Raw genomic sequence first — 22,082 nt, 5'->3', positions numbered from 1 at the left:
CCGATCGCACCGACCTGGACGATCAGCTTTCCAAGCAGTTCACCAATGCCAAAACTTATGTGGGCGATCAGACCATCGTGAGTGTGGAGAGCCGCGCCAAGTTGCGAGAGCTGCTAAAAGGGCGCAGCAGTGGCGGGGGATTCCTGACGACCATTCACAAGTTCACCGAAGATGCCGAGCTGCTCACCGACCGCAGCAATGTGATCTGTATTTCAGACGAGGCGCACAGAAGCCAGGTGAACCTGGACCAAAAGGTGCGGGTCACTGAGAAGGGCGTGAGTCGGACGTTTGGTTTTGCCAAGTATCTGCATGACTCGCTGCCCAATGCCACGTATGTGGGCTTTACCGGTACCCCCATCGACGCCACCCTGGATGTGTTTGGCGAGGTGATCGACAGCTACACCATGACCGAGTCGGTGAAAGATGAGATCACCGTACGGATTGTGTACGAGGGCCGCGCGGCCAAGGTGCTGCTGGACAACAGCAAACTGGAAGAAATCGAGCAGTATTACGCTGAGTGCGCCGAAGAGGGCGCCAGCGACTACCAAATAGAAGAGAGCAAGAAAGCCAGCGCCAATATGAGCGCCATATTGGGCGACCCCGACCGCTTGCGGGCACTGGCCGTGGACTTTGTTCAGCACTATGAAACACGGCTAGAAGAGGGCTCCACCGTTAAAGGTAAGGCGATGTTTGTGTGCAGCAAGCGTGAGATCGCCTACGACTTCTGGCAGGAGGTGATAGCCCTTCGGCCGGAGTGGAACGAGGTGCTGGCCTGCGAGGCGGGCGCTACGCTGACCGAGCAAGAGCAGAAAGAGGTCAAGCCCATAGAGCGGGTGAAGATGATTATGACCCGGGGCAAGGATGACCCCAAAGCGCTCTACGATATGCTTGGCACCGCTGAATACCGCAAAGAGCTGGACCGCCAGTTTAAGAACCCCAAGTCCAACTTCAAGATCGCCATTGTGGTGGATATGTGGCTGACGGGCTTTGATGTGCCGTTCCTCGACACTATCTATATCGACAAGCCCATCCAGCGCCATAACCTTATTCAGACCATTTCTCGGGTGAACCGTAAGTACGAGGGCAAAGACAAAGGCCTGGTGGTGGACTACATCGGCATCAAGAAGCAGATGAATCTGGCGCTGGCCCACTACAACAAAGCTGATCAGCAGAACATCGAAGAGATCAACCACTCCATTGTGGTGGTGAAAGACCACCTGGACTTGCTCAACAAGTTGTTCCATAAGTTTGATGCCAACGACTACTACCACGGCAGCCCGGTGCAGCAGCTGCACTGCCTGAATCGTGCTGCTGAGTTTGTGCAGGTCACCGATAAGATCGAGAAGCGCTTTATGGCCTTGGTAAAGCGCCTGAAAGCAGCCTATGACATCTGCAGTGGCTCAGAGGGCATCACTCAGGCTGAGCGTGATCAGATCCACTTCTATATGGCGGTGCGCTCTATCGTCTTTAAGCTCACCAAGGGCAATGCACCCGATACCGCGCAGATGAATGCCAAAGTGCGGGAAATGATTAAAGACGCCCTGCAAGCCGATGGCGTGGAAGAAATTTTCAAAATGGGCGAGGAAAGCGAGGGCGTCTCCGACCTGTTCGACCCTGATTACTTGGCTAAGATCGACAAGATCAAACTGCCCAACACCAAAATCAAGCTCCTCCAGCAACTACTGGCCAAAGCCATTGAAGACTTCAAGAAGGTCAACAAGGTGCAGGCGCAAGACTTTTCCAAGCGCTTCAAGGCACTGGTAGATGCCTACAACGAGCGCAAGGAAGACGATGTTCTGGTCAGCGATGTGCTCGAAGACTTCTCGGTTGAGATCATAGACATGATCCACGCCCTCAAGGACGAGTACGCCTCCTTTGAAGACCTGGGTATCGACATCGAAGAAAAGGCCTTCTACGACATCCTAAAGCGCCTAGCGGTGAAGTACGACTTCAGCTATCCCGAAGACAAACTGCTGCCACTGGCTCAGGAAGTGAAGGCCGTAGTGAAAGACAAGGTCAAATACACCGACTGGAACCAGCGCGATGACATCAAGGCAGAGCTAAAGGTCGGGCTGATACTGGTGTTGGCCAAACACGGCTACCCGCCGGTAGACCGCGATGAGGTCTACAAGGAGATCTTTGAGCAGGCGGAGAATTTTAAGCAGCACGACATCACTAACTGAGGTTTAGCGGGGCGCATGAGAGAAATATCAAATCAAGAATTACGCTTAGCTGATATTCCAGGTGATGATGCACCTGATTTTGAACTGCAGGAGTTCGCCCTTACATTCAATGGTTACGCGGAATTTCCTGATGATTCTGGTAGGGACAGCTGTGCGGTGATTGCGAATAGCAAGGATCATAGAAGCCTTAGCAGGGTAAGAGCGTGCTTGTTCTTCGAGCAACGACGAGGGCGCCAGTCTGACATTGGATGGGATAGGGCGGAGGCCCTAAAGTTGCTTGCGCTAATTAGAAAATTTGTGCAAGAAAAGCGCTATAGGCTGCCGGGCGTCAGAGGGAAAAAAGGGGCGTCTACGGCAGATTTAGTGCAAGAGATAAACTCCCTTTGTGAGGCGAACATTGCCACCATCCGGCGTATATCTCAGTTTAATGCCGAGCGAGAGATCAGAGACGAAATCAATAGGCGCCTCCGTGCAGTTCACAATGTGCTCGGCATGGCTGCGGGCTCAAGGCGGTTTGGTTGTCTTTATATTGAAAAAAATCTTGATGAAGCGGAGCCGTTCATTGCAGAGCACGCGATACCTGTATCTGCTCTGGTCAAGCTGTTTGAGAGGGGTATGCCTTTTGTTGATCTAGCTTTCTTTCCCGTGTCACTCATTAGCAAGATTTCCGACCGACGCCTGGCTGAAGCGAAGTTAACTAAGTCGGGGCATGATGAAAGCTTCAAGGAGGTCTTTAGGCGATACGCGATTGCGGGGATTGCTCTGGAAACACATGACGGAAAGCCTGTTGACGCTGAGACTTGGACTATGGATGACCACCTCTCTCTGATACGCCGTACCCCTGCATTGAATGAAGTATACGATACGGTGTTTCGGCGAATAGCCTCTAATTAAGTGACGGGTCGAGCGACGGTCTGAACAATTAGCGAAAACAAAAAAGCCCTGTAAAAACAGGGCTTTAATGATTTTTTATGGCGGTGAGGGAGGGATTCGAACCCTCGGTACGTTGCCGTACACACACTTTCCAGGCGTGCTCTTTCGACCACTCAGACACCTCACCAAAACAGGTACAGCCGAGGCTGCGTTTTGAGGGCCGACACTCTAAGGGATTTTCTACGCCTTGGCAATTGTGAATTTACATTGACGCATGCGGCTGCGCTAAGAGTGGAACATTTCTTGCGTCGACGTTGCTGCTTATTCACGCTACGCCTTGTGCGGCTAAGGATATCCAATGTTGTATACCCCGGAGATGGTGTCGCGCCTTCAGAAGCTGCGCTCCAGATTGTATGCCGAGTTTGGCATTCGTATTCGTTTGGCCGATCCGGAATTGCTAGATATTTTGTCGGCGTTGGCGCCCCGCACCCGCGACCCTATCTCGAAAAACACCATCGGCGAGCTACTCAGCCTCGCTGGTCGAGAGTCGGCGGAGAAAAAATCGCTGGAGGCTATTACCGAGATTACCTACCGGGGACATAAGATTCCCTCTACTGATGAGCAGCAAAACCCGGCCCCCGGCGCTAAAAAGCATGTGTACCGGGGACGGGTGTTTTATAAGTAAGGTTTTCTGCTGGCGGTGTTAGCCGCCAATATTTCCCAGAACTTCAATGTAATGCTCAATGGGCAGGTTCTCAGGGGCTTCGGTCATTGCCTCTGATAAGGCCTGCTGCATGCGTGCATTGAAGTCTGCAATGCTCTGGTCCGCTGTCAGGGGAGAGGGCGAAATACTGGGGGGCTGACGGTGCAGAGTTGCCTGTTCGTAGTCGTAAGCGATGGCAAGTCCGGTTCCCTCGTCATACTGACGAACGAATATTTCCATGCCTCGTGGTACACCAACGCTGTCGTCAAAGCCGACTGGCACGACGATTGAGCCCATTTGAGTGGTCGAGCCGAAATCGCAGGTTCTGCCGCCGGTCGGCCCTGGGCTCAAAATCAGCGCATCCAAGCGTACCTGTGCACCACTTTCGTCCAGTACCGGTTCGCCTGACTCATCGACCAAGGCGTCCATAAGTGAGGTGGTGTAGTCACGCATTTCTATCAGACCGTTGAGCTGGGCTTCGCTGGGTGCAAGATTTGGGTCGTCTGCGGCAACAAGCGCGAATAGCGCGGCCGTGCGCGGTCCCACTCTGCCTGTTTCAAGTATGCCGTCCAGGCCACTGCAGGCCTCGCGCTCATGGGCGATGGAGTCGGAGCCGTTGGTGGCAATCGCCAGGCTGCTTACGCAGGCTCTGGGGCTGTCTCCGCCTTCTTCCTCGAAGGTGAGGAAGTATTGGTTCATATCATAGTGCCGTGAACCCGCGCCGCGGCTCTCAAAATCGGGGAGGTAGATGTCATAGACCTCTGCGCCCAATTCGCGCATTTTTTCAACAGCGGCGCTAATCAGTTCGCCCTGGGCGCCGGTACCTGCCGCATCGCTGTTGCTACCCAGCTGTTTTACCACGCCAATTTTTCTTCCCTTCAGGCCATATTTTTCCCGGTCCAGAAAGCTCATATAGCTTTCGGGCCGCAATTCGGCAGGGTAGAGAAGGGTTTTCGGGTCGCGGGGATCAACACCCGCCATTGCATCGAGCATTAACGCTGCGTCACGCACCGTTCTTGTCATTGGCCCACCGGTGTCGCGCTCGTGGCTGAGAGGGAAGATACCGTGCTGAGAGATAACACCTAAACTGGGGCGGATGCCCACTAAGCCGTTAACTGAGGAGGGATGCCGAATTGACTGGCAGGTGTCACTACCGGTGCCGCCAAGGGCAAAGTTGGCGGCGATAGACGCGCCGGTGCCAGAGGATGAACCAGCGGGGCTTTCTGAGGTGTTATAGGGGTTGCTTACCTGGATGGCGCGATTGGAAAAGCCAGTGGTAAAAAAGGCGAATTCGTCTTGATTGGCCTTGCCGAGAATGACTGCTCCAGCCTGTCGCAAGCCCGCAACCGAGTGGGCATCTACCCCGGCCTGATGGCCGAGCATACTGTAGGAGCCCTGTGTGCTTGGGTAATCGTAGGTGTCGTAGTTGTCTTTCAATAAAACGGGCATACAGTGCAGCGGGCGGTCGCCGATGCCACCGTCACGTGCATAGAGGGCATCCAGCGCCTTGGCCTGGTCGATACTGTCGGGGTTAACAGCAAGCACGCCGCGAATAGGCAGTCCACCGTTTGGTTGAGGGGTGTCGTTATAGGCGAAGATTCGCTGGATATACATATTAACGAGGGCTTCGCAGGTGAGTCGCTGACCATCGGCAAGGCTGAGATCGCCGCGAAGCGCCGCGTGGACGTCCGCCGTGGTGGCTTCCTCCAGCACAAATTCCCCACCTGGAGTGGTAGGCGGCGTGGGCGGCGCGCTGGTACTTGATGAGCTGGACGAGCCGCCGCACGCAGCAAGTGCGAGGACGATGGGGGCTAGGGTGTATGCGAATGCACGCTGCATAGTGAAATTACCTCTAATAATGTATCGCTTCCTGGCGAACTGCTCACCTCCCTGTGTAAATGGCTAGCTAGGCTAGTGTTTGCGACGTTTGTGGTTTCTCAGTAACAGTCACCAAACAGCAGCAAACAGCGTGCCAGTATCGATTTATCGCCGCTTGCGCTATGAAGTTGCCAGTCGACTGCTTATCATTGTCGCCAGATGTGGAATAACGAAGTGGAAGAAAAAATGAAGTGTGCGATGGTGCCGGTAACGGCATATCAGCAAAATTGCTCGGTGCTGCTCTGTGAAGAAACGGGGCAGGCCGCGGTGGTTGATCCAGGCGGCGATATAGACCGCATCGAGGCAGCGTTGGAGCAGTTGGGCGGCAAACTGTCAGTGATTTTGCTGACCCATGGCCATATGGATCATTGCGCGGCGGCAGATACCTTGCGCCAGAAATACGGGGTGCAGATCATCGGGCCGCATAAGGACGATGCATTCTGGATCGACAAATTGCCTGAATGGTGCCAGATGTCAGGCTTTCCCCATGCGGAGGCCTTCACACCGGACCGCTGGCTGGATGACGGTGAGTCCGTTAGTTTCGGGAACCAGCAGCTGGCGGTCAGTCATTGCCCGGGGCACACCCCGGGGCATGTGGTGTTTTTTCATGCGCCGAGTAAGCTGGCGATTGTCGGTGACGTGTTATTTCAAGGCTCGATCGGTCGCACCGACTTCCCGCGCGGTGATTACGACACCCTGATTGCGTCCATTCGAGAAAAACTCTGGCCGCTGGGGGATGATGTCACTTTCATCCCCGGCCATGGCCCGACCTCGACATTCGGCGAGGAACGCCAGACCAATCCCTTCGTTGCTGACAGTCGCTATGGGTGATCACGTGGAAGAAAAACAGTTCACGCATTTTGATGCCCAGGGCCAGGCGAGCATGGTCGACGTCACCGATAAAGCGGTAACGGCCAGGGAAGCCGAGGCGACAGGCCGTGTGGTGATGCAAGCAGAAACGCTGGCTATGGTTGCCGCTGGCAATCATAAAAAGGGTGATGTGCTCGGTGTAGCCAGGTTAGCTGGCATCCAAGCGGCAAAAAAATGCAGCGATTTGATCCCCCTGTGCCACCCGCTGATGCTGTCTTCAGTCAAGGTCGATTTTGACATCGACAGTGCAGGGCAGTGCGTGCACATTCGTGCGCGGTGTAAATTAGCTGCGCAAACCGGCGTCGAGATGGAAGCCCTAACGGCTGTATCTGTGGCTGCATTGACGATCTATGACATGTGTAAGGCTGTTGATAAAGGCATGTGCATTGAGGGCATCCGCCTTCTCAGCAAGCGAGGCGGGCGTTCCGGCGAGTGGTCGGCGGAGGGGCATGACCATGATTAAGGTCTTGTTCTTTGCCAAACTGCGTGAAACCTTGGGCACCTCTGACTTGGAAATTGACTACGCCGGCACCGTAGCCGACCTTAAGGCACAGCTGTCCATGCGTAATGATTGTTGGGCCGAGCAGTTCGCCCAGGAAAATTTGCTATGCGCGATTAATCAGCAAGTTGCTGCCGACGAAAGCCCTGTTTCCGAGGGTGATGAGGTTGCTTTTTTTCCTCCAGTTACAGGAGGTTAAGTTAAGTGATTAAAGTTTTAGTTCAGGTTGAGGATTTCGATGCAGGCGCTGAAGTAGCGCAACTGCGCAGCACCGCCAGCGGCGCAATTGTGCAGTTTGTAGGCGTAATGCGCGATAACAACCAGGGCGATACAGTAGCATCGATGCACCTGGAGCATTACCCCGGTATGACCGAGTCCAGCATCGAGCGCATTTTGGTAGAGGCGAGTGAGCGCTGGTCCTTGCTTGGCTGCACCGTTATCCACCGAGTTGGTACCGTGCTGCCCGGCGAGCAGATTGTACTGGTTGCGGTGAGCGCGGCGCACCGTCACGCAGCATTTCAAGCCTGTGAGTTCGTTATGGACTACCTTAAAACCCAGGCGCCATTTTGGAAAAAAGAACAATTGCACAACGGTGAGAGCCGTTGGGTGGACGCCAGGGAAAGCGACGATAGGGCCGCCGCGCGGTGGTAGGGCGTCAGCCGTTCGGACGAGCTGTAACAGCATCGGTGAATGCATTCCCACGGTATACTACGCGCTCCTCACGCCGGCCCATACGCAGGTCGGCGGCGAATCACAGATAACAGGATATTTATGAGCTTCGATCCCCGTAACTTCCGCAATGCCCTCGGTCAGTTCGCGACAGGTGTGTGCGTAATTACCGCCAATCCACGCGGCTATGAGCCTTTCGGTATGACGGTTAATTCATTTGCCTCGGTGTCGCTGGACCCGGCTCTGGTGTTGTGGAGCCTGCGTAACGACTCCGAATGTTACCCGGCCTTTGAAGCGGCCGATGGCTTTACGGTCAACGTACTGAGCCAAGAGCAGGTTGGCCTGTCCAACCAATATGCGAAGAAAGATGCTCACCAACTGGATAAGGATCACTACCGCATTGGTAAAAGTGGCCTGCCGGTTCTGCGCGGTGCACTCACTAGCTTTGAATGTGATATCTGGCAGCGCTATGATGGCGGGGATCATTTGATTCTTGTTGGTAAAGTTACTGAAATGGACCTGAGTCCCACTGGTAAACCTCTTGTTTTCCACGGTGGTGGCTATCAGGAACTGCGCTAGGACTTTGCCTCTCAGCGGAGTAGCGGTATAGATGAAGTTTTGCAGTGAGTGTGGTGCGCCGGTTGAACTCCGTGTGCCGGAAGGAGACGACCGACCACGTTATACATGCACTCAGTGCGACATTATTCATTACCAAAACCCCCGTGTGGTGGTGGGCTGCCTGCCCACCATCGGCGATCAGGTTCTGCTTTGCCGGCGCGCTATTGAGCCACGGTTGGGCTTCTGGACGATTCCCGCCGGTTTTATGGAAAACGGCGAGACGATGCTGGAGGGCGCTCTCAGGGAAACCCGTGAGGAAGCGGCCGCCAAAGTGAAGGACGAGAGCCTGTATCGATTATTCGATATTCCCCATATCAATCAGGTGTATGTATTTTTTCGCGGTGAACTCGACGGCGATTTCGGCGTCGGTCCGGAAAGCCTGGAAAGTAAGCTTTTCCGAGAAGAAGACATTCCCTGGTCCGAGCTGGCGTTTCCGGTGGTTACCGATATTTTGATAGATTATTTCGAAGACCGTCGGCGCAACGATTACCCCATTCGCCTGGGTAAGCCCGGCCCCCTCTGGGCCAAGCACGTAAACTGGAACTTCGACCAATAGCCGCTGCGCGGCACCCGGGTAGGGTGTCAGCGCTCGGTGTATAGTACTCCATTCACTTTCTGGTCAGCCCGAATACGATGAATAATGTAGATCTAATTTTGCTTGTTAGCAGCGCGGTAGCGCTACTGCTAGGGCTGGGTATTGGTGCGCTGATCTGGCATCGCATAGCCGTGCTTGAGCGACAAAAAACGGACCAGCAAATGGACGCATTACGTGCACAGAGCGAAGACCTTAACGCGCGTTTAGACACCGCACAACATCGCTTGAATGCCGCTGAGCAACGGGCTAATGAGGCGCAGCGGGCTGAAGCCGTTGCTCAGGACAGAGTGCGCCATCAGGCAGAGGAGCTGGTAAAAGCCGAGGCGTACCGCAAGCAACTGGCGGACGCTCAGGCGGCGCTGGCACGCAAAGAGAGTGACTATCAGCACCTGCAAACTGCCAGCGCCGAGCAAATTGGCCTGCTCAAGCAGGCCAAGGAGGAACTGAGTGCGCAGTTCGAGAAGTTGGCGCACAAGATCTTTGACGAAAAATCCCGCCGCTTTAGCGAGAGTAATCAACAGAGCCTTCAGCAGTCGCTGAATCCCTTTCGCGAACAACTTAAAGGCTTTCAGGAGCGCGTAAACCAAATTTACGACATCGAAAATCGCCAGCATGGTGAATTGCGCGAGCAGTTAAAAACCCTTCAGGAAATGAACCACAGTATCAGTCGCGAGGCGCACAACTTAACGCGCGCGCTTAAAGGGGACAACAAGGCGCAGGGCAACTGGGGCGAAGTGATTCTGGAGCGGGTGTTGGAGGAGTCCGGGCTGCGCAAGGGTCACGAGTATGACACCCAGCAAAGCTTTACCGATGAACAGGGGCGCCGCCGTCAGCCCGACGTGATCGTCCACCTGCCTGACGACAAAGACATCATTATTGATGCCAAAGTCTCTCTTATCGCTTATGAACGCTACTGCAGCAGCGAGGATGACAGCGAGCGCAGCGCAGCGCTCAAAGAACATATCCAGTCGGTGCGTCAGCATATTGGGGGCCTGTCGACTAAGGCCTATCAGCATATTGAGGGCCTGCGAACCCTGGATTTCGTGTTTATCTTTATCCCGGTGGAGGCCGCGTTTATGGCGGCTTTTGAACATGATCCGGAGCTGTTTCGCAGCGCGTATGAGCAAAACATTGTGGTTGTCGGGCCGACAACCTTACTGGCGACGCTGCGCACGGTGCAGAGTATCTGGCGTTACGAGCGCCAAAACCGCAACGCCGAGAAAATTGCTCGCGAAGCGGGTGCCTTGCACGACCAATTTGTATTGGTGTCCGAGTCTCTGGAAGACCTGGGTAAGCACCTGGAGAGAGGCCAACAAGCCTATGAGAAAACCCTTAAGCGTATGACAGAGGGGCGCGGCAACGTGGTCGGTCGTATTGCCAGACTGGAGGCTCTGGGCGCGAAGGTTAAAAAGCAGATTCCAGCGGCACTCAGCGATCGCGCTGATCTGCAACACGACGATACTGACAATTCAGCGATAGATGATTGAGGAGTAAATCATGGCGTTCCCCAAAATCGGTAATATGGCTCCCGCCTTTACGTTGCAAGATCAAAATGGCGACAAAGTCAGCTTGAAAGATTTCAAGGGTAGTAAAAATGTGGTTTTGTATTTCTACCCCAAAGCGAAGACGCCAGGTTGTACCGTGCAGGCCTGCGGTATTCGTGACACGCAGAAAGAATTTGCTAAGCGGGACACCGTGGTGCTGGCTGTTAGCCCCGACCCGGTTGCGAAATTGAAGAAATTTGAAGAAAACCCCAAGAAGGAAGAGGCGCCGTTAAACTTTACCCTGTTGTCTGATGAAGACCACGCCATAGCGGATAAGTACGGCGCCTGGGGGCTCAAGAAGTTCATGGGCCGTGAGTACGATGGCATTTTGCGTACGACCTTTATTATTGGCAAAGATGGCCGCTTAAAACATGTGATGGAAAAAGTGAATACCAAGCGCCATCACGACGACGTTATCAGCTTGCTCGATGGGCTGGATTTAGACTGAAACCGCGCATAAATACGCATAGGCAAGGTTCTGTGGGCTTGCTATAAAGAGGTAACGTCACAGGAGATGCCGATGAGCAGCGACGCACACGGTTCTTTTTCCGTAGAAACTCAGGGCAATATCGTTATTGCCACCTTGCGCGGGGCCTGGAATATAGAGGGCGCCATGGCGTATTTCCAAGAATTGGAGCGCGTGGTTGCCCGCTATGACAAGCAGCCGTGGTGTCGAGTGGTGGATTATCGCGACTACGACCTTCATACCCCGGAAGTCACCGCGGCGCAGCCGAAGTTGTCGCTCTGGTGCCAGTTACAAGGCTGTGTTGACCAGGTTTATGTCGGCTGCAACTCGGTTGACTTAAAAGCGCTGGACTTTTCCTACGCCGACTCGGGGATGTCCTATGTCGCCTGCGATACCGTGGAGGAGGCAGTGCGTTATTGCCAGAGCGTGCTCAATGACGAACCACCGCCCGCTGACCTCAATTTCATTCTCGCCGGTGACCTGCCTGACGATTAATCGGTGTCTTCGTTGCTTATTTCGCCCTGTTGCTCGGCCTCATCTTTACTCAGACGGTACTGCTGAAGGTCCCGTGCGATCATGTCTAAACACAGTTTTAACACCACGGCGTCATCCAGATAGCCCGCTACAGGAATGAAGTCCGGGATGCTGTCCAATGGCATTAAAATATAACCAAGGGCTGTAATGACAGCGCCGATGGACCACCAGGGTATTTCCCGATAATTGCCCCGAGCATAGTCTTGCACAAGTTGAAACAGGGTTTTCACTTGTTCCAGGTAAGGGGCAAGTGAAGCGTTAGTGAGGACTTTGTCGAGAATGCGCCGCCGGTTTTTCAGGGTGGCTTCCAGCTGTTCTTGCTGGGCATCGTCGGCCCCGTCTTCAAGAATCTTGCGCGCCCGGCGCTCGGAGAAAAATTTCATTAGCGCTCCGAAGGGTGGCCCGGCCGTTAGCCGGGCGTGAGAACTTAAACCTTCGCCAGTGTAGCGTACTCCTCCTTAATTTGCTTTTTCAGCAGCTTGCCTGCGGCATTGCGGGGCAGGGGCTGTGCTACGAAGTGCAGCGCCGAGGGCACTTTAAAGCCGGCCAATTGCTCGCGTAAAAAGGATAGCAGGGCATCTTCGGTGAGCGTTTCGCCGTCATTCAGCCTGACCAGGGCGGCTACCGATTCCCCCATACGCTCATCCGGCAAGCCGATAACTGCGGATTCAAGAACCGCTGGGTGGCGGCTTAGCAGTGTCTCAATTTCCGCTGGATAGATATTTTCCCCGCCGCGAATAATCAAGTCTTTGGCGCGGTCTGCGAGATGAACGAAGCCGTCTTCGTCTAGGAATCCGATATCGCCGGTGGCCATCCAGCCATCTTTAAACTGGCTAGCGGTTGCTTCAGGACGATGCCAGTAAGACTGGATATTGCACACTGAGCGCAGCCAGATTTCCCCCTTTTCCCCCGGCGGGAGGTCGCGGCCTTCCTCGTCGCAGGTTTTAAAGTCGACCAGGGGGGACAATGTTCCAGCGGCGCCGGGTTTTTCTTCGTAGGCAGCGCCGGTGCAGCTGGAGCAGATCGCGTTGCTTTCCGTCATGCCGTAGCCAGTGCCCACGTAGGCTTGTTCAAAACGCTCGTCAATCACGCGTTTAAACGTTGGAGGGCAGGCACTGCCACCGCCACCGAGAGAAAACAAACTACTGGTGTCGCGTTTGTCGAAGTCCGGGTGTTGCAGCAGGTCTATCACCATCGAGGGCGCGGCGCTGAATATCGTGACGGTTTCCTGCTCAATCAAACGCAGGGCCTCGGCGGCGTCCCATTTATAGGTCATCACAATTTTGCGACCGCCGCGAAGGTTCAGCAGAAAGGCCGCATAGCAGCCGGAAACGTGAAATAGCGGCACTGATAGCAGTGAGCAGGGAGCATTGCCGCCGGCAAACATCGCCTCGATCGCCTTCGGGTTGGCCATCGCTGACATGATGGCCTGTACCTCAAAGCTGATAATCGCCTGGATGATATTGCGATGACTTGAAAGTGCTCCCTTGGGCTTACCACTGGTGCCAGAGCTGTACATGATTTGTACAGGGTCATCCAGCTGGCATTGCCAGGGCTGCGGCATGGCTTGGCCCATTGCGCCGGCGATAAGCGCTTCCATACTTTCGGCGTGTTCACTGGCCTGGCTGCGTGCAACGATGGCGCGGCAGGGCAGATCGGCCAGCATTGGTGTGAGCAGCTCGAGACGGCGAGCGTCGCAGAAGACAATGTCAGCGGCGCTGTCGCGCAGTACAAACTCCAATTCTTCAGCGCTGCCCCAGCTATTCAGTGGCACCACAATAGCACCGAGTGACGCGATAGCTGTGTAGGCCTCCATCCACTCTGGGTAGTTGCGCATGGCGATCGCGATACGCTGGCCCTGTTTGAGTTGATAGTGGTGGACAAGCTGGTAGGCGAGCGCGTCCACCCGCTGAAAAAATTGTGCGAAGCTGCGCCGCTCTTCCGGCTTGCCCGGTTCGGCATACACCAGAAATTCTCCGTCTCCATGCTGGCGGCCGGCATCGAGCAGTTCACGCATGCTCGATGGTGCCTGCTTAAACTGACGGAAATGCTGCCCGTTTACCACACAGTCTTCCATCTCATAGGGGGCGCCCGGGGCGCAGAGCTGGTTTTGGCAGTCGCGAAGCGTTTGAGCAATATTGGTCATAGTCTGGGTTGCCTATTTCTTTTCAAACATACTGTGGGTAAAGCTCAGGGTCGATGGAATCGGCGCATTGATGGTTTCCATTATCCGCTCATATTCCGTTCGGCAAATTTTCCACTCACCATTTTCCAGGCGATAGTGATCCGTGTAGATGGCCGTGCCAAACAGCATCCAGTTTTGCTCCTTATTGAACACGAGGTCCTGCAGGTACCACTTTCCGCGTGCCTCACTTTCGCTGAGCAACTCGATTTCAGGGTGGTGGCCATTGTGCATGGTTAGTACATTGGGGCTATCCATGTGGCCGCGCAGGCCAGCGATGAGCTCGCTGCGGTTGTCGAAGCTATACTTGCCGCCGTCGTAGCGGGCAACGCAGTCTTCACTGAGCGTGCTTTCCAATAATTGCCAGTCGTGGGTATCTACTGCGCGCAAGTAAACATATTTGAGACGTTTGATCGCCTCGATCTGTAAGAGTTGGTCAGCGGAGCTGGCGTTCATAGCGAATGTTCCTGTTTGGTCTTTATGTTGCCGCAATGCGGTTGTTATCGACCCTGATTTTAGGGTAAGCGACGCGGAACAACATGCTCTGTATGGGTGACGTTATATGGCTTCAAAATATTGAATTTGGTGAAAAAAAATGTACAGCAGTACTTGTCGGCAGGCGGGGTCTGCTAAGCTCGGCCATTTTTTGGAGGGTACGTGGTGCGCGTAATTACCGTAAACACCAACGGTATTCGAGCAGCAGCTCGCAAGGGTTTCTTTTCCTGGCTGGAAACTCAGCAGGCTGATGTGGTTTGTATTCAGGAAACCAAGGCCCAGCAACACCAGCTAAGTGACCCACTGTTCCACCCCCAGGGTTATGTATCGGCCTTCAATGATGCGCACAAGAAAGGGTATAGCGGCACGGCCATTTATTGTCGCACGCCGCCACAACGCTTTGTTTGCGAGCTGGGCTGGGACCCGCTGGACAGCGAGGGGCGGTATGTCAGAGCCGATTACGACAAGCTCAGTGTTATCTCTCTTTACATGCCCTCCGGCTCAAGCAGTGACGCGGCGCAGCAAAAGAAAGATGATTTTCTGGAAAAGATATACCCGCATTTTGTCGAGCTAAAAGCCCAGGGTAGGGAGCTGATCATTTGTGGCGACTGGAATATGTGCCACCGCGAAATTGACCTAAAAAACTGGCGCGCGAATCGCAAAAATTCAGGCTTTTTGCCCCACGAGCGGGCGTGGCTGGATAAGCTCTATGACGAAGCGGGTTTTGTTGACGCCTTTCGGCAGATTAACACCGAGGCGGTATACACCTGGTGGTCAAACCGAGGGCAGGCCTATGCCAACAATGTTGGTTGGCGGCTCGACTACCATGTGGTCACCCCCGGGCTCATCGATAGCATTCGCGATGGCTGGGTATACCGCGAAGAACGCTTTTCCGATCATGCGCCTTTTATAATGGACTATGACATCTCGCTTTGAATCTGGGCCTTGTGTACTATATTTCGCTCGGGATCTGCTGAGCAGCCCAAATTGAGGGCTTTCGCCCGGCTTTTTTAGTTTTGTTTAAGGAAACACGATGAGCTTTTTTATCTCTCAAGCCCACGCACAAACTGCTGGCGCTGCAGGCGCCCCTCCGGGCGGTGAGTTGTTCCAGATCGGCTTTCTGGTGCTGATGTTCGGCCTTTTTTACTTCATTGCGATTCGTCCTCAGCGCAAGCGTCAAAAAGAGCACGCGGCAATGGTCGCCGCTCTGGCAAAAGGCGACGAGGTGGTCACCAGTGCGGGTATTCTCGGCAAAGTCACCAAGCTTGACGATGACTATGTTGTGTTGAGTGTTGCGGACAACGTAGAGCTGAAGTTCCAGCGCGTTGCCGTGCATGCAGTGCTGCCCAAGGGCACGCTCAAAGCCATTTAATACCGTAAACGGGGCGCATCAAGCGCCCCGTTTTCATTTCACGTCATAAACGAGCGATTGCGGGTTTCACATGACTATCCCGACTCAGTTCACGCCCCCACGTCTGGGCCTAGCCAATCTACCAACACCGCTCCAGCCTCTGACACGCCTGCAGGAAGCTCGTCCTGGTCCACGCATTTGGGTGAAGCGCGACGACCTAACGGGCTGCGCACTGTCTGGCAATAAAATACGCAAGCTGGAATTCAGTTTGGCGCAGGCGTTGGAAGAGGGCTGTGACACCATTATTACCTGTGGTGGCTTACAGTCCAACCATTGTCGGGCCACCGCCTTGCTGTGCGCTCAGCTCGGTTTGAAATGCCACCTGGTACTGCGCGGCGAGAAGCCCGAGCATGCCGATGGAAACTTACTGCTCGACCAATTAGCGGGCGCCCAGATTTCGGCTTATCCCGCAAAGCAATTTCAGGCTCAGCTGCCGCAGTTACTCGCGCAGTGGCAGCAGTACTACGCCGACAGAGGGCGCCGCGCGTTTATCATACCCACCGGAGCATCCGATGCAGTGGGAGTTTGGGGCTATTTCTCGGCGTGTGCCGAGTTAGCCGACGATTTTCGCCACCACGACATTCGTCCACGCCATATTATCTGCGCAACGGGCTCCGGCGGCACCCAGGCTGGCTTGACCGCTGGAGCCCACTATTATCTGGCCGGTAGCCGCGTGTGGGGCGTGAATGTCTGCGATGATGAAGCGTGGTTCTTAAATAAAGTGGCCCAAGACCTGCATGATTGGCAGCACCGTTACGACTTAGACGTCGCATTGGACGACTTACAGGTGAGTGTTATCGATGGTTACGTTGGGCCGGGCTATGCGTTGGCCGACGAAAAGGTTTATCAAACCATCGCTGACCTTGCCGCGACCGAGGGCCTTATTCTGGACCCTGTGTACACAGGGAAGGCCTTTCATGCGTTGCTGGAAGAGCGCGACAACGGCCGCTTTGGTGACGATGGGGACATCGTCTTTGTGCATACCGGCGGCATTTTTGGCGTCTTCCCGCATCGGCAGCATTTTACTTCATTGGGTAGATGACTATTTGGCCTGCTATTAGCGGGCCAGCAGCGACTATGCACCGCGACCCAATAACAACGATAAGGTAGCGCTATGGAAACAATTACATCGGTCATTGGCGGCCTCAATGGTCTGGTGTGGGGCTGGCCCATGCTTATTCTTATTCTCGGCACCGGGGCCTACCTGATGTTGGGGCTGGGCTTTATGCCACTGCGCAGAATCCCCCAGGCCTTTGGTCTGTTATTTCGCGGTCGCAAAGGCGAGCAGGACAGCGGCGATATCAGTCCCTTTCAGGCCTTAATGACCTCCTTATCAGCAACGATCGGCACCGGCAATATCGCCGGTGTTGCCACAGCGATCGCGCTCGGCGGTCCCGGTGCGCTGTTTTGGATGTGGTGCACAGCATTGGTGGGTATGGCAACCAAGTACGCCGAGGCGGTCTGTGCCGTGCACTATCGCGAACAAGACGAGCAGGGCAACTTCAGTGGCGGCCCGATGTATTACATAAAAAATGGTCTGGGGCCAAAGTGGCGTTGGCTGGCGGCAACCTTTGCATTTTTCGGTGTCTTTGCGGGCTTTGGCATTGGCAATACGGTTCAGGCTAACTCTGTGGCCGATGCGCTTCACGCCACGTTTTCTCTGCCGGTATGGGTAACCGGCGCGGTGCTGGCAACAGCGGTCGCGCTGGTGGTGTTGGGCGGGGTGAAGCGCATCGCCTCGGTTGCCGGCGTGCTAGTGCCCGTCATGGCGGTGGCGTATATGGCGATGGGCCTCGTTATTATTGCGATGAATATCAGCGAAATTCCGGCTCTGTTTTTACTGGTAATCGATGCCGCCTTTAATGGCGCGGCGGCGGTTGGTGGATTTGCCGGCGCGAGTGTGGTGGCGGCGATACGCTTTGGTGTGGCGCGGGGAATATTTTCCAACGAGGCTGGCTTGGGCAGTGCGCCAATTGCCCACGCCGCCGCAAGAACACACAATTCGGTGAACCAGGGCCTGATCGCCATGCTGGGTACCTTTATCGATACCATTTTGGTGTGCAGCATTACTGGCTTTGTCATTCTGTTGTCCGGGGCATGGCAGGGCGACGAAAGTGGCGCGGCGCTGTCGGCGTTGGCCTTCGACAGCTTGATCGGCGGCGGTGACTTTATTGTGTCCGTGGGCTTGGCGGTCTTTGCGTTTACCACCATGCTGGGCTGGGCCTACTACGGCGAGCGCTGTGTGGTGTATTTTTTTGGCACTCACGCTATTTTTGCCTTTCGCCTGGCCTGGGTCGCGGCAATTCCCCTCGGCGCGATGGCGGAGCTCGATTTTATCTGGCTATTGGCCGATACCCTGAACGCGCTGATGGCGCTGCCGAACTTGCTGGCATTGTTACTGCTCAGTCCGGTGGTTTTTGCGTTGACGCGTGAGCGCCTGGGTAGCAATGGCTCAGCGGAAGCGCGCGAATGAGCGGTATAGGCGCTAGCTTATCTGGCGCATTGCAGCGCCTGAACCCGCGGCGGATTCTCGTTCTTCTCGACGATATTGATGCCGAAGCAGACAGTTACCGTTTATCGCGCCCGGCGGCGCTCAGGCGGGTTTTTGCGGTGCTGGCCTGTGTGTCCGTGAGCTTGCTGCTCATCCACTACTTAAAGTTTTCCTCTAGCCTGCAAACCCTGCTCCAGTGGCTCAGTGAAGTGCAGGGGCGTACACCGAACTATTGGTGGTGGGAGCTGCGTCGCAGTGGCTACGGTGAGTTGCTGTCCTACCTGTGGTGGACCACTTGGCATGTGGTTGGCTACGTGCTGCTGCCGTGGCTGATAATTCGCCGCGTAATGGGCGAGCGCATGCGCCATTTTGGCTGGGGCTGGGGGGACACCCACCGGCACTGGCAGGGCTATCTGCTGTTGCTCAGTCCAATTCTTGTGTTCATCTACCTGGCCAGCTTTCGGCCCGATTTTTTACAGCACTATCCCTTCTATAAACAGGCGGGTAGAAGCTGGTTTGACTTCATTAGTTGGGAGCTTCTGTACCTCACCCAGTTTATCTGCCTGGAGTTCTTCTTTCGCGGCTTTGTGCTGCAAGGCTTGCGTCCGGCCATCGGCGCGAACGCAATCTGGGTAATGTGTGTTCCCTATCTGATGATCCACTTTCCGAAGCTGTGGCCTGAAGCGGTGGGTGCCATCCTGTTTGGGTTGTTTCTGGGTATATTGGCACTGCGCTCGCGATCTATCTGGGGCGGCTTTTTCGTTCATGCCGGTGTCGCGGTTGGTATGGATGTGGCCTCTTTACTGCGCCAGGGACGAATACCCGAGACGTTTTGGCCCTTTTAAATCCTGCCAACGCGACGACTTACTTCCCCGCATTTTTGTGCGAATAACGGTGGAATAGCGCCGTTATAGCGCAAAACAGCGCAACGCCGAGCGCCGCAATGCTGCCGCCAATATAGGCAAATAACACCGGCGCTTGCATCATGGTCGACATCAGCGAGTCTTGGTAATAGAAAAACCATTGATGCTCTGCCGGAAACACCCAAATATGCAGTTGGTAGAAGACCGCTTCAAAGCCAAAAACGCCCAGCAGGCCAGCTATTAACACAGAGACGCCAAGCAATTTACCCAGTTGCTGAGTCAGAGGCGGGAAGGGCGCCTTGCGGCGTATTTTTGCCAATGTCCAAACGGTCCAGGCCATCGCGGTAAGGATAACGAGCAAGCGAGTTGCACTAATCAGATGCGCAACATCTTGGAGGTGGATAATTTCCGCCTCGTGCAACAGGGCGACAGCGCGGGTTCGCCCCGCGGCGCGATAGCTTATCTCCTTAAGGCCTTCACCATCGCTGTGCACGGCGCGAACAATCTCCGCAAAGAGCGTGATGCGCTGTGCTCGGTCAGTTGTTTCAAAGCCATCCTTAAAGCGATTTTGGGGGCCGTATTCCGCGATGGTTTCAGCGATGCCGATATGGTCGTGAAAAAAGCCGTAAAAGTAGTTGAGCTGCGCTGATAGCAGCCATGCAAGGCCGGCGGCAAGCACCAAGGTTAATAGGGCGTAGAGGCCATTGCTTGCGCCGCTGCGCAGGCGGTGAACGTTGCCAGCGGTGCGTTTAGTCATAGTAGCGCTCAACCCGTGATGATACCTGAGTGAACAGCTCATAGCTGATGGTGCCGCAGCGCTCGGCGACCTCCGCGGCACTCACGCCCTGGCCCCAAAGGGTGACTTCGTCGCCAACCTTAACGTGGTCGACGTCAGTGACGTCGGCGGTGAGTAAGTCCATGGAAACACGCCCGGCCAACGAGGCGCGCTGACCATTCACCATTAGCGGTGTACCGTCAGTGGCGTGGCGCGGGTAGCCATCGGCATAGCCAGCACCAATAGTGGCGATGAGGCGTTGTTCGCTGGCCTGCCAACGCCGCCCGTAACCGACGCCGTCGCCCGCGTGAACGGTTTTAAGCGCGACAATCCGGCTCTTGAAGTGCATCACTGGGCGCAGCGCTTTATTGCCCGTTAATGTCCCCGTGGGGTCGTCGCCGTAGAGCATAATGCCTGGCCGCTGCCACTGTGCATGGGTGTGCGGGTGGGCAATAATCGCGGCGGAATTAGCCAGGCTTAAAGGGAATGTGCCCAGTGCTCGACTGCTGCTGAACAGACGCTCAGCCTGTTCTTCGGTGACTTCCGCCCGAGGTGTATCGGCATCACTAAAGTGGCTCATATGAATCACTTCTTTCACATTTTTGCTACCGACGAGAAGCTGCTGCGCGGCCACAAAATCCTCATGGTTCATGCCCAAACGGTTCATGCCGACATTCCGCTTAAGCCAAATTGACAGGGGGGTAGTTAAGCGAGTGCCGACAAGCCGTTGTGCATCCTCGAGGCGATGAATAACCAAGTCCAGGCGCGCCTTGGCGCAGTGTTTAAGCGTGTTGTCATCAACGAGGGTGCCGAGCAGAAGCAAACGTTTGGACGGCGCGTGTTCGCGCAGTGCCAGTGCTTCACACAGGCGCGCCAAGCCAAAGCCCTGAGCGCGTTCACCCAGGGTGTCGGCAACCCAATTCGCGCCGTGACCGTAGCCATTGGCCTTGAGCATGGCTAAGATTGCGCCGCCCGGCGCTAACTGTTTCACAACAGCGAGATTGTGGCGCAGTGCCGCTGCATCAAATTCCAACCAGGTTGTATTATGCAAGATATGTTGCCGCTCCGAAGCCTGTTGAGAGATTATCGCTGTCGCGTCCCGCGTAATTCTACCGCCCTCTGGTTTACCCTGACAGTGTTTCTGTTCGGTGTTTCTCCGGCGTGGTCCGACAATCAATGCCCGCCGCGCTATTCACCTGCAGACGCCGACGATGCGCTTTATATCAGTGTGTCGGCTTGGCAGGCGATGCAGGCACAACGTCGCCTTATCGAGCGCTGCCCGACTCTGGCGGCAGATTTTGCATGGGCGACTTTTTTCAGTGGGCCCGCAACGCAACAGGCCGTTGCTAAGTCTGCGAATTATGCTGCGCTGGCGACCTCGGTGGCGGCCCGCGATCAACTGCGCCTCTTAAGAGTCGCCCATGTTTTGTTAGGGGCGTCGCAAGATTTCAGCGTGTCGGCTGCGGTGCGCCGCCTGCGCCGGGAATTCCATCGACAGCCGATGATTTATCGGGATAAAGCCCTGGCGCTAAGCAATCGACTTGCTGAGTTTCTGCCAAGGGTGTCCATTGACGGTCGCCGCGGCCTCGCGTTGCCTGTGCATCCGGGCTATTACCTGCTAGCGGGGGAGCAGGGCAGACCTGAACTGGTGTTTAGCGCCGCAACGCCGCAACGCGAGCAGAGCAGTGGTGCGGTGTTTTTTATTAACGCGCAGGCCAGAAGAGTCCGTGTTTGGCCACAGGCTGGCGTCCAGCAATGGCAAGTGGGGCGCTTATACAGCCAGTACCGCAAGGGGGACGCCTGGTGTACTGCCACGGCACTAACACGGCGCTGGCTGATAACGGCAGCGCACTGCTTGTTTGAACCGCGCTCGCCTGCACGCAGAGCGCATTCGGTGGCGTTCTACCCGGCGCGCGGTGGCGCGCAAAACCCGGGAATCCCGGCGGTGGCGGCGTGGACCTTGGATCACAAGCATGCACAATTGCTTGCTGGCGACCTCGCTGCCTATGCAGGTAGTGACGTAGCACTCGTACAGCTTGCCTTGCCGATTACCGGGCACTTTATCGGCGCGCCATTGGCAGCGCTGTCTGCAAATGATGCCACCGTAGAGATGGTTTCCTACCCAAGCGCGTCGTCCTCTGGCGGTTTGTGGTTGAGTCGCTGTCAGACGAGTCCGCGCAGTGAGGTTGGTGGTGACCTTGCTCTTGTCGGGCTCGACTGCTTGAATCAGCCGGGCCAAAGTGGCGCCATGCTGCGCGAGGGAATGAAAGCGGTTGGGGTATTGTCGGCGAATGTCAGTAGCGAGGGCATCGCCGCCACATCGATAGCGGCTGTATTTTCCCAGGCGTTAATCGACGATATCGCCTTGATTCGTCAGGGCAGCAAGCCGCGCTCGATGAACTGGCAGCGTTTGCAATTCTAGCTTCGGCTCTT

The 22,082-nt window shown here is 55.4% G+C and carries 24 protein-coding genes and 1 tRNA gene; 18 read left to right on the top strand and 7 right to left on the bottom strand.

Annotated elements, in window-relative coordinates; all coding sequences use genetic code 11:
* Together ABNS66_RS12915 and ABNS66_RS12910 are read left to right on the top strand one after the other, a co-directional pair.
* Positions 1-2,183: type I restriction enzyme endonuclease domain-containing protein (locus ABNS66_RS12915; RefSeq protein WP_348655345.1), on the top strand; the 2,183-nt coding region annotated here is incomplete at its 5' end.
* A 15-nt stretch (positions 2,184-2,198) separates the two neighbouring features.
* On the top strand, positions 2,199-3,077 hold the full coding sequence (locus tag ABNS66_RS12910; protein WP_027872549.1) for a hypothetical protein: 879 nt from the start codon (positions 2,199-2,201) through the stop codon (positions 3,075-3,077).
* A 78-nt stretch (positions 3,078-3,155) separates the two neighbouring features.
* Here the strand turns inward: ABNS66_RS12910 and ABNS66_RS12905 are convergent.
* Positions 3,156-3,243 (bottom strand) — tRNA-Ser (locus ABNS66_RS12905).
* A 171-nt stretch (positions 3,244-3,414) separates the two neighbouring features.
* Here ABNS66_RS12905 and ABNS66_RS12900 point away from each other — a divergent pair.
* A complete protein-coding gene (locus ABNS66_RS12900; protein WP_027872548.1) occupies positions 3,415-3,741 on the top strand; it encodes a hypothetical protein in 327 nt (108 codons plus the stop codon).
* Positions 3,742-3,759: 18 nt separating this feature from the next.
* On the opposite strand, the gene ABNS66_RS12895 is transcribed toward ABNS66_RS12900, so the two are convergent.
* Entirely contained in the window at positions 3,760-5,598 is a 1,839-nt protein-coding gene (locus ABNS66_RS12895) for an amidase family protein (protein ID WP_084497800.1), read from the bottom strand.
* A gap of 225 nt (positions 5,599-5,823) precedes the next feature.
* Between ABNS66_RS12895 and ABNS66_RS12890 the strand changes: the two genes are divergently transcribed.
* From ABNS66_RS12890 to ABNS66_RS12850, 9 genes are all read left to right on the top strand, one after another.
* Complete coding sequence (locus ABNS66_RS12890; protein WP_027872546.1) at positions 5,824-6,468, top strand: MBL fold metallo-hydrolase; 645 nt, start codon at positions 5,824-5,826, stop codon at positions 6,466-6,468.
* Positions 6,461-6,970, top strand: a complete 510-nt coding sequence (gene moaC / locus ABNS66_RS12885) for a cyclic pyranopterin monophosphate synthase MoaC (RefSeq protein ID WP_027872545.1) — start codon at positions 6,461-6,463, stop codon at positions 6,968-6,970. Before ABNS66_RS12890 ends, moaC begins: the two co-directional genes overlap by 8 nt.
* The gene (gene moaD, locus ABNS66_RS12880) at positions 6,963-7,205 is read left to right on the top strand and encodes a molybdopterin converting factor subunit 1 (protein ID WP_027872544.1); all 243 of its coding nucleotides are present in this window, start codon (positions 6,963-6,965) and stop codon (positions 7,203-7,205) included. Before moaC ends, moaD begins: the two co-directional genes overlap by 8 nt.
* Before the next feature lie 5 nt (positions 7,206-7,210).
* Positions 7,211-7,657, top strand: coding sequence for a molybdopterin synthase catalytic subunit MoaE (gene moaE, locus ABNS66_RS12875; protein WP_234701814.1), 447 nt, complete (start codon positions 7,211-7,213; stop codon positions 7,655-7,657).
* Positions 7,658-7,777: 120 nt separating this feature from the next.
* The gene (locus ABNS66_RS12870; protein WP_027872542.1) at positions 7,778-8,254 is read left to right on the top strand and encodes a flavin reductase family protein; all 477 of its coding nucleotides are present in this window, start codon (positions 7,778-7,780) and stop codon (positions 8,252-8,254) included.
* Positions 8,255-8,285: 31 nt separating this feature from the next.
* Positions 8,286-8,849, top strand: coding sequence for an NUDIX hydrolase (locus ABNS66_RS12865; RefSeq protein ID WP_027872541.1), 564 nt, complete (start codon positions 8,286-8,288; stop codon positions 8,847-8,849).
* Between the two features lie 77 nt (positions 8,850-8,926).
* Positions 8,927-10,375, top strand: a complete 1,449-nt coding sequence (rmuC, locus tag ABNS66_RS12860) for a DNA recombination protein RmuC (protein ID WP_036255401.1) — start codon at positions 8,927-8,929, stop codon at positions 10,373-10,375.
* 10 nt (positions 10,376-10,385) lie between these two features.
* Positions 10,386-10,880 carry a thioredoxin-dependent thiol peroxidase gene (gene bcp, locus ABNS66_RS12855; RefSeq protein WP_027872540.1) on the top strand — a complete coding sequence of 165 codons (495 nt, stop codon included), beginning with the start codon at positions 10,386-10,388 and terminating at the stop codon, positions 10,878-10,880.
* A gap of 72 nt (positions 10,881-10,952) precedes the next feature.
* Complete coding sequence (locus ABNS66_RS12850; RefSeq protein ID WP_027872539.1) at positions 10,953-11,393, top strand: hypothetical protein; 441 nt, start codon at positions 10,953-10,955, stop codon at positions 11,391-11,393.
* Here ABNS66_RS12850 and ABNS66_RS12845 read toward each other — a convergent pair.
* The 3 genes from ABNS66_RS12845 to ABNS66_RS12835 are packed head-to-tail and all read right to left on the bottom strand — an operon-like array spanning position 11,390 to position 14,070.
* A complete protein-coding gene (locus ABNS66_RS12845) occupies positions 11,390-11,815 on the bottom strand; it encodes a YkvA family protein (protein WP_027872538.1) in 426 nt (141 codons plus the stop codon). The two genes, ABNS66_RS12850 and ABNS66_RS12845, sit on opposite strands and share 4 nt — an antisense overlap.
* Positions 11,816-11,859: 44 nt before the next feature.
* The gene (locus tag ABNS66_RS12840; RefSeq protein ID WP_027872537.1) at positions 11,860-13,578 is read right to left on the bottom strand and encodes a class I adenylate-forming enzyme family protein; all 1,719 of its coding nucleotides are present in this window, start codon (positions 13,576-13,578) and stop codon (positions 11,860-11,862) included.
* A 12-nt stretch (positions 13,579-13,590) separates the two neighbouring features.
* A complete protein-coding gene (locus ABNS66_RS12835; protein WP_027872536.1) occupies positions 13,591-14,070 on the bottom strand; it encodes a nuclear transport factor 2 family protein in 480 nt (159 codons plus the stop codon).
* A 204-nt stretch (positions 14,071-14,274) separates the two neighbouring features.
* On the opposite strand from ABNS66_RS12835, the gene ABNS66_RS12830 reads away from it, so the two are divergent.
* From ABNS66_RS12830 to ABNS66_RS12810, 5 genes are all read left to right on the top strand, one after another.
* Complete coding sequence (locus ABNS66_RS12830; protein ID WP_027872535.1) at positions 14,275-15,045, top strand: exodeoxyribonuclease III; 771 nt, start codon at positions 14,275-14,277, stop codon at positions 15,043-15,045.
* 97 nt (positions 15,046-15,142) lie between these two features.
* Complete coding sequence (gene yajC, locus ABNS66_RS12825) at positions 15,143-15,481, top strand: preprotein translocase subunit YajC (RefSeq protein WP_027872534.1); 339 nt, start codon at positions 15,143-15,145, stop codon at positions 15,479-15,481.
* A 70-nt stretch (positions 15,482-15,551) separates the two neighbouring features.
* Positions 15,552-16,562, top strand: coding sequence for a D-cysteine desulfhydrase family protein (locus ABNS66_RS12820; protein ID WP_027872533.1), 1,011 nt, complete (start codon positions 15,552-15,554; stop codon positions 16,560-16,562).
* Between the two features lie 72 nt (positions 16,563-16,634).
* Positions 16,635-17,993: a sodium:alanine symporter family protein gene (locus ABNS66_RS12815; protein ID WP_027872532.1), complete on the top strand. Its 1,359-nt coding sequence runs from the start codon at positions 16,635-16,637 to the stop codon at positions 17,991-17,993.
* Positions 17,990-18,856 carry a CPBP family intramembrane glutamic endopeptidase gene (locus ABNS66_RS12810; RefSeq protein ID WP_154653802.1) on the top strand — a complete coding sequence of 289 codons (867 nt, stop codon included), beginning with the start codon at positions 17,990-17,992 and terminating at the stop codon, positions 18,854-18,856. Before ABNS66_RS12815 ends, ABNS66_RS12810 begins: the two co-directional genes overlap by 4 nt.
* Positions 18,857-18,875: 19 nt before the next feature.
* On the opposite strand, the gene ABNS66_RS12805 is transcribed toward ABNS66_RS12810, so the two are convergent.
* The gene (locus ABNS66_RS12805) at positions 18,876-19,631 is read right to left on the bottom strand and encodes a DUF1461 domain-containing protein (RefSeq protein WP_051170765.1); all 756 of its coding nucleotides are present in this window, start codon (positions 19,629-19,631) and stop codon (positions 18,876-18,878) included.
* Positions 19,624-20,700: an alanine racemase gene (gene alr / locus ABNS66_RS12800; RefSeq protein ID WP_161624214.1), complete on the bottom strand. Its 1,077-nt coding sequence runs from the start codon at positions 20,698-20,700 to the stop codon at positions 19,624-19,626. The genes ABNS66_RS12805 and alr overlap by 8 nt, the downstream gene beginning before the upstream one ends.
* Here alr and ABNS66_RS12795 point away from each other — a divergent pair.
* Positions 20,695-22,071: a trypsin-like serine protease gene (locus ABNS66_RS12795; RefSeq protein ID WP_027872529.1), complete on the top strand. Its 1,377-nt coding sequence runs from the start codon at positions 20,695-20,697 to the stop codon at positions 22,069-22,071. The genes alr and ABNS66_RS12795 overlap by 6 nt on opposite strands.
* The last annotated feature ends 11 nt before the right edge of the window (positions 22,072-22,082 follow it).

Source organism: uncultured Spongiibacter sp. (assembly GCF_964011655.1).
GTDB classification, from domain to species: Bacteria; Pseudomonadota; Gammaproteobacteria; order Pseudomonadales; family Spongiibacteraceae; genus Spongiibacter; species Spongiibacter marinus.
The sequence above is the reverse complement of the archived record's forward strand: the minus strand, read 5'-3'. Positions and strand labels throughout refer to the sequence as shown.

Excerpts from the sequence above, each read along its gene's own strand:
- ABNS66_RS12910 (WP_027872549.1), top strand. The coding sequence starts at position 2,199 with ATGAGAGAAATATCAAATCAAGAATTACGCTTAGCTGATATTCCAGGT.
- ABNS66_RS12900 (WP_027872548.1), top strand. The coding sequence starts at position 3,415 with ATGTTGTATACCCCGGAGATGGTGTCGCGCCTTCAGAAGCTGCGCTCC.
- ABNS66_RS12895 (WP_084497800.1), bottom strand. The coding sequence starts at position 5,598 with ATGCAGCGTGCATTCGCATACACCCTAGCCCCCATCGTCCTCGCACTT.
- ABNS66_RS12890 (WP_027872546.1), top strand. The coding sequence starts at position 5,824 with ATGAAGTGTGCGATGGTGCCGGTAACGGCATATCAGCAAAATTGCTCG.
- moaC (WP_027872545.1), top strand. The coding sequence starts at position 6,461 with ATGGGTGATCACGTGGAAGAAAAACAGTTCACGCATTTTGATGCCCAG.
- moaD (WP_027872544.1), top strand. The coding sequence starts at position 6,963 with ATGATTAAGGTCTTGTTCTTTGCCAAACTGCGTGAAACCTTGGGCACC.
- ABNS66_RS12870 (WP_027872542.1), top strand. The coding sequence starts at position 7,778 with ATGAGCTTCGATCCCCGTAACTTCCGCAATGCCCTCGGTCAGTTCGCG.
- ABNS66_RS12865 (WP_027872541.1), top strand. The coding sequence starts at position 8,286 with ATGAAGTTTTGCAGTGAGTGTGGTGCGCCGGTTGAACTCCGTGTGCCG.
- rmuC (WP_036255401.1), top strand. The coding sequence starts at position 8,927 with ATGAATAATGTAGATCTAATTTTGCTTGTTAGCAGCGCGGTAGCGCTA.
- bcp (WP_027872540.1), top strand. The coding sequence starts at position 10,386 with ATGGCGTTCCCCAAAATCGGTAATATGGCTCCCGCCTTTACGTTGCAA.
- ABNS66_RS12850 (WP_027872539.1), top strand. The coding sequence starts at position 10,953 with ATGAGCAGCGACGCACACGGTTCTTTTTCCGTAGAAACTCAGGGCAAT.
- ABNS66_RS12845 (WP_027872538.1), bottom strand. The coding sequence starts at position 11,815 with ATGAAATTTTTCTCCGAGCGCCGGGCGCGCAAGATTCTTGAAGACGGG.
- ABNS66_RS12840 (WP_027872537.1), bottom strand. The coding sequence starts at position 13,578 with ATGACCAATATTGCTCAAACGCTTCGCGACTGCCAAAACCAGCTCTGC.
- ABNS66_RS12835 (WP_027872536.1), bottom strand. The coding sequence starts at position 14,070 with ATGAACGCCAGCTCCGCTGACCAACTCTTACAGATCGAGGCGATCAAA.
- yajC (WP_027872534.1), top strand. The coding sequence starts at position 15,143 with ATGAGCTTTTTTATCTCTCAAGCCCACGCACAAACTGCTGGCGCTGCA.
- ABNS66_RS12820 (WP_027872533.1), top strand. The coding sequence starts at position 15,552 with ATGACTATCCCGACTCAGTTCACGCCCCCACGTCTGGGCCTAGCCAAT.
- ABNS66_RS12815 (WP_027872532.1), top strand. The coding sequence starts at position 16,635 with ATGGAAACAATTACATCGGTCATTGGCGGCCTCAATGGTCTGGTGTGG.
- ABNS66_RS12810 (WP_154653802.1), top strand. The coding sequence starts at position 17,990 with ATGAGCGGTATAGGCGCTAGCTTATCTGGCGCATTGCAGCGCCTGAAC.
- ABNS66_RS12805 (WP_051170765.1), bottom strand. The coding sequence starts at position 19,631 with ATGACTAAACGCACCGCTGGCAACGTTCACCGCCTGCGCAGCGGCGCA.
- ABNS66_RS12795 (WP_027872529.1), top strand. The coding sequence starts at position 20,695 with ATGCAAGATATGTTGCCGCTCCGAAGCCTGTTGAGAGATTATCGCTGT.